Below are 11,488 nucleotides of genomic sequence, written 5' to 3' on the forward strand. Positions count from 1 at the left end.
GTGCCGTTGATAAAAAAGCTGCCGTCGCTGCAGCCATTGCCCGTGCTAAAGCCAAAAAAGCAGCGCAGGCTGATGAATTAGCAAAACAAAGTGAAAACACTGAGCCACAAATCAACGATGAATCTTCAGAAGGTTCACAGCAAACAGCTCAAGAAAAAAAGAAAGCCGCCGTAGCCGCCGCTATTGCTCGTGCTAAAGCTAAAAAGCAACAAAAAGAAGGAAACGATCAGTCATGAAACTAACCATGGCCAGTTCACCCCACAATCATAGTCACAAATCTGTGACACGGTTAATGTTAACTGTAATTGCGGCTTGTATTCCTGGTGTTATTGCGCAAGTTGTATTTTTTGGCACCGGTGTCCTTATCCAATTATTATTGGCGTTAGTGTGTGTAAGCGCGTTTGAAGCAGCCGTTATGTTAATGCGTAAGCGCCCTATTTGGCCTGCATTAAGCGATGGCAGTGCATGGCTTACCGGTGTGTTATTGGCAATAAGTATTCCGCCTTTAGCGCCTTGGTGGATTATTGTTATAGGGTGTTTGTTTGCCATAGTTATTGTTAAACAGCTATATGGTGGTTTAGGGTTTAATTTATTTAACCCTGCAATGGCAGCCTATGTGCTTTTATTAGTGTCGTTCCCTGTGCAAATGACTGCTTGGTTACCCGTTACAGAATTACTTAATACGGGTATTACTTTTAGCCAGCAGTTAAGCTTAATCTTTAGCGACTTTACCACGTTAGGATACAGCTTAGATCAGCTCCGAGTAGGAATAGACGGCAGCACAATGGCTACCCCACTTGATACCTTAAAAACAGATATTGCTCACGGACTAACGGTGACAGAGAGCATGCAAAAGAGCGTATTTAATGAGTGGACTGGCCTAGGTTGGGGATGGGTTAACTTAGCCTTCTTACTCGGCGGCCTTTACCTGTTAAAAACAAAAGTAATTAACTGGCATATACCAGTGAGTTTTATTGCAAGCTTAAGCTTATGCGCAGCAATTGGTTATATTGCCTCGCCAGGTACAGAGCCGGGTGTAGTGTTTCACTTGTTTAGTGGTGCGACTATGCTGGGGGCCTTTTTTATCGCCACCGATCCTGTATCAGCTGCAACCACCAATCGAGGTCGCCTTATTTATGGTGCAGCAATTGGTTTAATCGTGTATTTAATTCGCACCTTTGGTGGTTTTCCTGATGCAGTTGCATTTGGGGTGTTGCTAATAAACATAGCGGTACCGCTTATCGATTACTATACACAACCAAGAACCTACGGCCATGGAGCAGTAAAATGATTATTTCTTCAATGGTAAAAAATGGCGCAATATTGTGTGGGTTTGCGTTACTAACAACTGGACTCGTTGCCACAATTGATACACTTACCGCTGATAAAATTGCAGAGCAAGAGCAGTTGCAATTAACTAATCAGCTTCAAGAAGTATTGCCACATTCCAAATACAGCAATGAGCTATCGCAAGATTGTGTAATTATATCTGATCCATTACTAGGGCCATACGACAACCAAGTTATTTATCGTGCCCGAAAAGATAACGAACCTGTGGCATTAGTCATTCGTCATGTCACCCCTAGCGGCTACAGTGGTGATATAAACTTACTCAGTGCAGTATATCGCGATGGTACCGTTGCGGGTGTAAGGGTAACCAAACATGAAGAAACACCAGGTTTAGGTGATAAAGTTGAAATAAAAAAATCAGACTGGATCACCACATTTAATACAAAAACAGTACAAAGCGAAAGCGACGATCGTTGGGCTGTTAAAAAAGACGGCGGCCAGTTTGATCAGTTTACTGGCGCTACAATTACACCTCGTGCCGTTGTAGGCTCAGTCAAAAACGCGGTACTTTATGCACAAGATAACTTTGATGCTCTGTTCACAGCAGCAAACGCATGCCCAGAGGTAACGCCATGAGCGAATTAAAAACCCTTTACAAAGAAGGCTTATGGGGAAATAACCCCGCCTTGGTACAGTTATTAGGTTTATGCCCTTTACTCGCTGTTACCTCTACAATTACTAATGCGCTAGGTTTAGGCTTAGCAACCTTATTGGTATTAGTGGGCTCTAATATTACCGTATCAATAGTGCGTAACTGGGTACCTAAAGATATTAGAATACCTGTGTTTGTGATGATCATTGCCGGTTTTGTAACAATAGTGCAGCTGTTAATGAATGCTTACACTTTTGGCCTTTACCAATCTTTAGGGATTTTCATTCCGTTAATTGTAACTAACTGCGCCATTATTGGCCGTGCTGAAGCATTTGCCTCAAAAAATCCAGTACATTTATCTGCCTTTGATGGCTTAATGATGGGCTTAGGGTTTATGTTGGTACTGGTTGTACTTGGTGCTATGCGAGAGCTGGTTGGACAAGGCACATTATTTGATGGTGCCGATTTATTACTCGGGCCTTGGGCTGCTATATTGCGCATTGAGGTGTTTAGCTTTGATAGCCAGTTTTTACTGGCCATTTTACCACCGGGCGCATTCTTAGGGCTTGGTCTGCTGATTGCCGCTAAAAATGTAATTGATGCACAAATAAAATCAAAACAAGTCGCACCGCCAGAAGCTGAAAAAGGCCCTCGAGCGCGTGTTACTAGCTTAACTTAAGGGGAAAACGCATTAACTTAATAAAGCTAATGCGTTTTAAGTTACATGAATAAAGAAAAACGTCACCAAATACTTACTCGCTTACGCGACGACAATCCACATCCTGAAACGGAGCTTGAATATTCAAGCCCGTTTGAGTTATTAGTTGCCGTTACGCTTTCAGCACAAGCAACCGATGTTGGGGTAAATAAAGCCACTCGTAAATTATTTCCGGTTGCTAATACACCACAAGCCATTTTAGATATTGGCCACGACACACTGCGTGATTACATAAAAACCATCGGCTTATTTAATTCAAAAGCAGCCAATGTATATAAAATGTGCCAAATATTGGTAGATCAGCATAACGGTGAAGTGCCAGAAAATCGTGAAGCCCTAGAAGCCCTCCCTGGCGTTGGCCGTAAAACTGCTAACGTAGTATTAAATACGGCCTTCGGCTGGCTAAAGGATAATGAAGGTAGATACTTTTTAGCAGTAGATACTCACATCCAACGTCTTGCAAACCGTTCGGGTTACGCTAAAGGTAAAACTGTTGAGCAGACAGAACAGGCCATAATTAAAAATACGCCAAATAAAAAAGAGTTTATGTTTAACCTCCATCATTGGTTTATTTTACATGGGCGCTATACGTGTACAGCGAGAAAACCAAAATGTGGAAGCTGTATAATCGAGGATTTGTGTGACTATAAAGAGAAAACTGAGTCATAGCTAAGAGTAGTTACTTTTTAGTTAGTATAAACCTTTTAACAGCCACATTTTTTAGTTTCCATTTAATAAGTTGGCTATTTGGTTCTCATATGAGCCTTTATTAGGCCAGCACCAGTTAAATTGAAAATTTGCGTTAACTTAAGAATAATTTGAATTTAAGCAAGGTGTTGCAATTAGATTATGATTTATTAATTAGAGCCCAGCTTAAAACTAAAATTTAAATACAGAATTCATTGGAAGCTATTTCTGGTTTGTGCCATAAGCCGACCTTGAGACACATAAAGATTAAGACTGCAAAGATACGAAAGCGGAAGTTAGCTTTGGCCTGTTTAACGACAAATATTCCGACAAAGCAGTCATGACTATTAGTTTATTGTTAAATCTAATCTTTCTTTTCGTTCATCTACTCAATAACCCCACGCTAAACGTGACTTTAGCGTGGGGTTAGAGTTCACAGTCATTTTATCTGGATAGCTCTTTTATTTTTTTCTCTGAAAACCAGCGATATAAAACAGGTAAAACAAATAATGTTAACAGTGTTGCAGTTACCAAGCCGCCAACAATAACACTCGCTAAGGGGCGCTGTATTTCTGCACCAACACCATTAGACATTAACATCGGTATCAAACCTAAAGCTGATGTTATAGCAGTCATAAGTACAGGTCTTAATCTTGAAGTAGCGCCTTCAAAAACGGCTTTAGATGCTTCTAGACCGTCTTTAATACGTTGGTTGATACTTTCTACCATAACGACCCCATTCAATACCGCTACACCAAATAAGGTAATAAAGCCAACGGAGCTTGGTACAGACAAGTATTGTCCAGATAAATATAAGGAGAAAACTCCGCCAATTACAGCAAGCGGCACGTTGACCAATATCAGCATAGCTTGACCAACAGAACCAAAGGCAAAGTAAAGTAGTAGTGCGATTAGTGCTAACGATAAAGGTACAACTATAGCTAACCTATTTTGAGCACGTTTTTGACTTTCGAACTGGCCGCCAATCGAAACAGAATAACCTGAAGGTAAGTCAACCTTTTCAGCAATTACCGTTCTGATATCGGCAACCACGCTTCCCATATCTCGATTTTGTACATTTGCTTGGATAACGACTCTTCGTTGTACATCATCGCGTCTAACTTGTGGTGGGCCTGACTCAAATGAGACTGAGGCTACGTCACCCAGTCGCACCCAAGCACCAGTAGGTGATTGAAGCCGAATATCAGCAATAGCTTCTTTGTTACTTCGGTACTCTTCCTCTATGCGAACGTAAATATCATAACGTTCATTACCATTGATTATTTGTCCGGCTTCAACACCACCAATACCATCACGCACAACCTCCATTATGTCACTCACAGACAATCCAAAGCGCGATAGTTCTTGCCTGTTAGGACTTATCACCAATTGCGCTTCACCAGCAATTTGCTCCAATGCAACATCCCTTGCACCTTCAATGTTTTTAATTGCTGTTTCTATTTCTTGACCTTTAGCCGCCAGTACCTCAAGTTCAGGCCCAAACAACTTTATCGCCAACTGAGCCTTAACACCAGATAGTAGCTCATCGACACGAGTCGCAATAGGTTGAGAAAAGTTGAGTAGCAACCCAGGGAATTCTTCTAAAGATCTCTCCATTTTTCCTTGAAGTTCATATCGATTAGATGCACTGGTCCACTCAGAAACAGGCTTCAACCCTATGTAAATTTCGATGTTATTCACAGGCTCTGGGTCTCCACCTATTTCTGCTCGACCAATTCGGCTTAATGCATAGGTTACTTCAGGGAAAGCCATTAGTTTTTCTTCTAGAATTGGTGCCACAGTGAGCGCGGTATCTAAACTGGAAGAAGGTGCAAGCGTTGCTCTTAAGTTTATCGTCCCTTCTTCTAACTCAGGTACAAATTCAGTACCAATTAATGGAACTAATGCAAAGGCAGAGAAAACTAATATAAGTGCGGCTGAAATGACTAATTTGGTGCGTTTTAGTGCGAATGTAAGCCCTTTTCTGTAGAGTTTGTCTAATGGCCTAAGAACAAAGCTTTCCCTCTCTTTTACACCTGACTTAAATAAATAAGTAGCTAAAGCGGGTACAACAAACAACGCAACCACAATAGCAGATATAACAGCTAAAATGATGCTTATTGCCATAGGTTGAAATAACTTTGCCTCAACACCTTCAAAGCTAAATAAAGGCGTAAATACGACTAAAATAATAGAAGCTGCAAAAAATACGGGACGAGCCACTTCTTTACCCGCATTTTGAAGACGTAACTTAATACCATGCTCATCTTGTTCTACATCATGTGGATCAGTATCAGCACTAGGCACTCTTTCTTTTACAGTTTTTAAATGGGTAGAGTCTGGTCTATTTAAATGCTTAAACATGTTTTCAACCATCACGACTGAACCATCAACTAGCATACCAATGGCTACGGCAATGCCACCCAATGACATAAGGTTTGCAGAAATGCCCCACCAAGCCATGATCATTAACGCGATACCAATTGAAATTGGAATAGATATTAGGACAAGGAAGGTTGCACGTATATTCATTAAAAATAGTGCTAATACAATACAGATGAAAATAAATGCTAGTAATAGTGCATCAACTACTGTATCAACGGCTTTTTCAATCAAATCAGCCTGATCATAAAATGGTTCAAAGCGAACACCTTTAGGCAATGCTTGATTAATTAATGGGATTCTTGCATTGATACCATCAATGGTGGCTTTAGTATTAGACCCCATGCGTTTTAAGACAATGCCAGAGACAACTTCACCTAAATTTTCGACTTTACCGTCTTCGGTTTTGCGCGTCATTGTGACAGCACCTTGACGAATTTCACTGCCCATTTCAACTTTAGCAATATCCGAAACCGTCACAACTGTCCCATCAACTGTTTTGACGGGAACTTGTTTGATATTACTAATACCAGCGTCACCACTTTCAAACCAACCTGCACCTCTAATAACAAGCTGCTCTTGCCCACGGTTCATATACCATCCACCAACATTGGCATTGTTGTTATCTAGGGCACCAACAACGTCTTCTTGCGTTAGGTTATAAGAAAGAAGCTTAGATGGATCTACATTTACTTGGTACTGCCTAACAATACCTCCAAAGGAGAGTACATCAGTAACACCATCGACAGGCATAACGAGTAATTTTACTACCCAATCATTGAGACTCCTGAGTGCCATAGCATCATAGCCTGCATCTTTATCTGAAATAAGAAGGTACTGAAATACTTGGCCTAGCCCTGAGGTGTTTGGCCCCATTTCGGGTGTGCCGACACCTTCTGGTATCAGTTCTTTTGCGGCTTGAAGACGCTCAAATACAAGTTGTCTTGCAAAGTAAATGTCGGTGCCTTCTTTGAAAACAACCGTGACGCCAGACAAGCCTGTTTTAGAAATTGAGCGCACTTGTTCTACATCAGGTAAGGCATACATGACCGCTTCAATGGGGTACGTAATGAGTTGTTCAACTTCTTCAGCAGCTAGTCCTGGCGCTTCAGTATTTACAGCAACTTGAACATTAGTAACATCAGGAAAGGCATCTAAATTTAGTTTTGGTATAACCATAATTGCGCCGACAATTGTGGCAAACAGCGCAATCAAAATCAGGAGTCTATTATTAACAGACCAATCTATTATTTTATTAAACATAGTCTTGCTCCTTAGTGGTTATGCGGATCAAATCCGCCTTTAGCGATTTCAGAAGCAACAAAAAATGCGCCTTTGGTTACAATTCGCGTCCCACTATCAAGGCCAATGATTTCCCTAAAATCACCTAAGGCTCGGCCTAGTTCTACTTCTACAGCTTTAAATTCTCCAGGGTGGTCTTCGACAAATACGGTCCAATCACCATCTGCGCTGCGGATCAATGCTTCTTCTGGCACAGCCATCACTTTCTGCTTTGTGGCAAACTGAAAGTAAACTTTTACAAACATACCTGAATGAAGGTTATCATCAGCATTCTGTACCCCCAATCTAATAATTCTTGTACGAGTTACGGGATCAATTGTATGGGCTTCTTGGATAACTTTGGCATTGTAACTCTGGCCTTCTAATTTAAGTACCGCAGGAGAATCAATTGATAAATTTAGCTTTTTATTTGGAGAAACTTTTGCTTCAACCCATAGTTGTTTTTCATCAGCTAACAACATGACTGAATCCCCAGCATCAACACGTTGCCCTTGGATAAAGTCGTCTTGAAGCACGACACCTTCACGGTGCGCCGTTAATGCATATTGCCCAAATGCTTTAATGTCTTTGTTAGAAATACCATTTATTGCTTTTTCAGTTAACCCTAAAGCAATGAGCTTGCCATAGCTCGCATTGTATGTTGTTTCAGCTTGTAATAATCGACTTTCACTCACCGTCTTATTACCCAGCTTTTTTACACGTTGCCATTCGGTTGAAGCGATTAAATAGTCAGCTTGTGCTTGTGCCATTGCTTCACTAAATAATGTAACTAACTTCTGACCTATTTCTACATACTCGCCAAGCGCTGCATGGCGACTGATAATGACTGACTCTGTACGTGGTGATACCACATAACTTTTATAGCCATTAGCTTTTATTTCGCCAGGTGCATATACGGAGCTAAATTGATATTCAGGCTTAACACTTTCCACTTTAATTTTAGCAAGCGACATCTTCTTTGGATCAATAGTGATACCTTCTTCATGTTCTTCTTCTCCCTCTTTATTACCACCTTCATGGCCGTGCTCGTCATGGTCACCTTTATCTTCTTCATGTCCCTTTTCGTGTTCATGCTCATCTTGATGTTCTTTTTCTTCTTGTTTCGAAACGTTTGTGACAGAACCAGTTCCATCTGACGACTGTGCAAAAGCATCATGATTTGTAGTAAACCCAACTAACAGGCTGCTAATTACTACGGCTAAAAATTTTTTACTAATTACTGTATTCATTTTTGTAACCTATATTTTTAATAAATTTAAGATTTCGTTTTTCGCTACTGAAAAAACAAAGCGCTCAAATCTCAAATTTGGATAACTGACCCATACTTAAAATGAAGGATATTTCTGCAAGCTTGAATTGATTTTCCAAACGTATTCCTGCATGAAGCCCTTCCGCACGTTGATTTAATGCAAGTAAGTAGTCAGAAGTATTAATATCACCAGCTTGCCAGCGCTTATTTAATAAGTTTTCGCTGCTATCTAATCTGCCTTTTGTCAGTTTTTGCCATTGCTCATAATATTTTCTACTGACATTAAGCGATTCATAATTAGCTTTTGCTTCAAAAGACTGCTTTCGATATACCGACTGAAAATTCGCCTCGGCTGCAATGGCTTCTGAATAAGCGGCTTTAACATTATCTGTATAGTTATTTCTGATGTTTAAAGGCATTGAAAAAGTCACACCAACCAAGTCTTCATCTCCACTTTTCCCTGCGCTAACGCCAATGGTTGGATTAGCTTTAGATTCCATAGTGGTTAGTTGAGCTTTAGATTGTTGTCCCTTCCATTTCGCTCTAGCAAGTTTAACTTTTGGATGTTCCTCAACCCACTGGGAGTTAAATGAGTAGCTTGTTGCTCCAAAAGTAAATGAAAACAAATTGGTAGTATTAGGCGTCCAATCAGGCAATAACTCCTGAACCTTTACCTCTGCATTTTTCAAAGCAATTTGAGACTCAGATATTTCACTAAAAATTTGCGACAAGTTTAAATAGACTAGCTCAGCGTCAAGTGGCTCTAGAAGTCCAGCTTTTCGTTTGTCTTCAACAATTCCAACGAGCGTTTGCAATTGCTCTTCTCTTTCTGAAAGTAACTGAGCAGCTTTTTTTGCTGCTTGCCAATTAACTAATGCAGTTAAGGCATTAGCCTTTTTAGAATCGAGTAGAGATAACAATTGTTGCTGGTTTGCATAAACATCAATTTCACCAATGGTTTTATTTGTTGATTGCTTATCCCAAAAATCTATCGTTTGACTGATACCAATAGAGTAATTATCAAAATCACCTTCTTTTTCATAGCTTGCTTCAAGCTCTGGGTTATATACGGCTTGAGTTAAGCTTTTGGCTCTATGATTACTTGCATTAAGTAACTCTTTAGCCGCAACAACTTCGGGATCTTTATTTATTTGACTATCTAGCCATGAAATACTTTTCTGTTTGCCATAAGTGGCAACTGAAAAACTCACAGCCATGCATAAAGACAGGGTTAAACCTGTATTTTTTAAAAATATATACATAAAACTTCTTAATTTTTTAATTTATAAACACGAACCCTTTATCCTTCTCATGGACAAATAGGTCATTAAAAATCAATCTAATTAAGAAATGGGTGGGCGAAGTATCGCTTCAAGGTAAGTATTTGTTTGATCAATTTGATAAGGCGTTTTATTGATAATGTTTAGTTTGCCCGTGGTATTTGAATTACTGACTAAAATCCAAGATAAGTGGCTGCCACTGCAATGACCGCAGTGATGACAATCTTTTTCATTATGCTGCTCATCATCTGTATTATCATTTAAAACATTTCGATCATCGTCATGATCATGTTGAGTTTGAAGGTGCTCTATATCTATTTGGTGATTCTCAGATGTTGAGGATGCTACAGCAGTTAACGATTGTAAAACAATCGAAATAACCAAGAGCATTTTTAGTACAACATTAAGGTTCAAAGTTATCACCAGTTAAATATAGTATTTAAAATACTAGCAGAAACTATTTTCTTAAACTAGCTTTTCAATTCAGTTTCCACGCTTTTACATTAAATAATTTTTTATTTGACTCTATAGCCACTATAGATTTTATACTTATTTTAATATTATTACGGAGTGTTAAATATGTCAGAAAAATGTAGTGGTCAGTGTCAATCATCTTCTACCAATGAAGATGTAAAAATTGATACACAATTAGATAACTATAGTGGCGCGTTTGTCAGTACATTTAAAGTACCTCAAATGGACTGTCCTTCAGAAGAGAGATTGATTAGGTTAGCACTTGACTCAATTGAGCCTTCAGTTGGGTTGCAATTTGATATTCCTAGCCGTTTAGTCAAGGTTTTTCATGATGAAAATTTAGATGAGATAACAAAAAAATTACAACAACTCAATCTCGGTGCAGAGTTGGCATCAACTAAAGAAAGTTGCAGCACCGAAGCTGCAAAAGCAAAAGATCTAGCCCAAAAAAATGAGATGAAAGAAGCATCAACGCTAAAATGGTTGTTAGCCATTAATGGAGTCATGTTTTTTATAGAAGTAATTGCTGGGATTATTGCGCAATCTGCTGGCCTTATTGCCGACTCATTAGATATGTTTGCTGATGCTGCTGTTTATGGTTTAGCTATATATGCTGTCGGTAAAAGCATAAGCATGAAACTTAGAGCGGCACATATATCTGGTGTACTTCAAATTATTCTAGCGCTAGGTGCTTTGAGTGAAGTCGTAAGACGCTTTATTTACGGTAGTGAACCTATCTCTTCTTTAATGATGATATTTGGTGGAATAGCACTAATCGCTAACATTGCTTGTCTGTTTTTAATATTTGGCAACAAAGAAGACGGCGCTCATATGAAAGCGAGTTGGATTTTTTCCGCAAATGACGTAATCGCAAACGTAGGTGTAATCTTAGCTGGCTTATTAGTTACAGTAACTAGCAGCCGTTATCCAGATTTAGTGATTGGTTTGATTATTGCTGTTGTCGTTTTAAACGGTGCTCGCCGCATCTTACAGCTAAAGTCTTAAGTAGAAAGTAGTTAAAAGAATGCACCCGTCATATTTTAAACCATATATATCATACGTGATAATGATTTTAATCGCGGTGCAGTCTGTGTTTTTTTCGCAAGAAGAGATTGAAGGAAACTTAATTGAAAGTTCTTTTAATATATCACTAACTGAGTCTATTACCCCGCTAAAAGCTCCTGAAAGCTCTAATTTATTTGAGGAGGGTAATAGCCAAACTTTAATTGATAATTGTAATTTTTGTTGCTGCTGTCAGTTATTTTTAAATACAGATTCTTCTTGTAATATTTTACAAGCAATAGAATATTTCCCTACCTACGCCTTAGTTTCCCCTGAGCTAAAAGGCTATATCTCGGTGCCATTCCGCCCACCTAAATACGCCTAAATTTTATAGAAAATTAAGAAAGGTCAAATGTTAATGACCTAAATATCACATATAAATTTATAGGAAA

At 39.2% G+C, this 11,488-nt stretch carries 10 protein-coding genes and 1 pseudogene; 7 read left to right on the plus strand and 4 right to left on the minus strand.

All coding sequences use genetic code 11. The features are described from left to right. The 5 genes and pseudogenes from CWB75_RS03525 to nth form a co-directional block, all read left to right on the plus strand. Positions 1 to 236: pseudogene (locus CWB75_RS03525) on the plus strand (electron transport complex subunit RsxC); the annotation flags it as partial. Next, positions 233 to 1,291, plus strand: coding sequence for an electron transport complex subunit RsxD (rsxD, locus tag CWB75_RS03530; protein ID WP_008115238.1), 1,059 nt, complete (start codon positions 233 to 235; stop codon positions 1,289 to 1,291). The pseudogene CWB75_RS03525 and the gene rsxD, both read left to right, overlap by 4 nt. Further along, the gene (gene rsxG / locus CWB75_RS03535) at positions 1,288 to 1,926 is read left to right on the plus strand and encodes an electron transport complex subunit RsxG (protein WP_138569920.1); all 639 of its coding nucleotides are present in this window, start codon (positions 1,288 to 1,290) and stop codon (positions 1,924 to 1,926) included. The genes rsxD and rsxG overlap by 4 nt, the downstream gene beginning before the upstream one ends. Continuing rightward, a complete protein-coding gene (locus CWB75_RS03540) occupies positions 1,923 to 2,621 on the plus strand; it encodes an electron transport complex subunit E (RefSeq protein ID WP_010388435.1) in 699 nt (232 codons plus the stop codon). The genes rsxG and CWB75_RS03540 overlap by 4 nt, the downstream gene beginning before the upstream one ends. Positions 2,622 to 2,666: 45 nt before the next feature. Continuing rightward, complete coding sequence (gene nth / locus CWB75_RS03545; protein ID WP_076923040.1) at positions 2,667 to 3,329, plus strand: endonuclease III; 663 nt, start codon at positions 2,667 to 2,669, stop codon at positions 3,327 to 3,329. Between the two features lie 462 nt (positions 3,330 to 3,791). Here the strand turns inward: nth and CWB75_RS03550 are convergent, their stop codons facing one another. The 4 genes from CWB75_RS03550 to CWB75_RS03565 all read right to left on the minus strand — a co-directional run bounded on the left by CWB75_RS03550 (position 3,792) and on the right by CWB75_RS03565 (position 9,974). Next, complete coding sequence (locus CWB75_RS03550) at positions 3,792 to 6,992, minus strand: efflux RND transporter permease subunit (RefSeq protein ID WP_004588883.1); 3,201 nt, start codon at positions 6,990 to 6,992, stop codon at positions 3,792 to 3,794. An 11-nt stretch (positions 6,993 to 7,003) separates the two neighbouring features. Further along, complete coding sequence (locus tag CWB75_RS03555; protein ID WP_010388432.1) at positions 7,004 to 8,260, minus strand: efflux RND transporter periplasmic adaptor subunit; 1,257 nt, start codon at positions 8,258 to 8,260, stop codon at positions 7,004 to 7,006. A gap of 64 nt (positions 8,261 to 8,324) precedes the next feature. Then, entirely contained in the window at positions 8,325 to 9,542 is a 1,218-nt protein-coding gene (locus CWB75_RS03560; protein ID WP_010388430.1) for a TolC family protein, read from the minus strand. Between the two features lie 81 nt (positions 9,543 to 9,623). Continuing rightward, positions 9,624 to 9,974 carry a hypothetical protein gene (locus tag CWB75_RS03565; protein WP_138569921.1) on the minus strand — a complete coding sequence of 117 codons (351 nt, stop codon included), beginning with the start codon at positions 9,972 to 9,974 and terminating at the stop codon, positions 9,624 to 9,626. A 165-nt stretch (positions 9,975 to 10,139) separates the two neighbouring features. Here CWB75_RS03565 and CWB75_RS03570 point away from each other — a divergent pair, with 165 nt between their 5' ends. Together CWB75_RS03570 and CWB75_RS03575 are read left to right on the plus strand one after the other, a co-directional pair. Continuing rightward, positions 10,140 to 11,039, plus strand: a complete 900-nt coding sequence (locus CWB75_RS03570; RefSeq protein WP_002962256.1) for a cation efflux transmembrane domain-containing protein — start codon at positions 10,140 to 10,142, stop codon at positions 11,037 to 11,039. 85 nt (positions 11,040 to 11,124) lie between these two features. Beyond that, a complete protein-coding gene (locus CWB75_RS03575) occupies positions 11,125 to 11,421 on the plus strand; it encodes a hypothetical protein (protein ID WP_232007049.1) in 297 nt (98 codons plus the stop codon). The last annotated feature ends 67 nt before the right edge of the window (positions 11,422 to 11,488 follow it).

It is taken from the genome of Pseudoalteromonas sp. S1608 (assembly GCF_005887265.1).
GTDB lineage: Bacteria > Pseudomonadota > Gammaproteobacteria > Enterobacterales > Alteromonadaceae > Pseudoalteromonas > Pseudoalteromonas undina.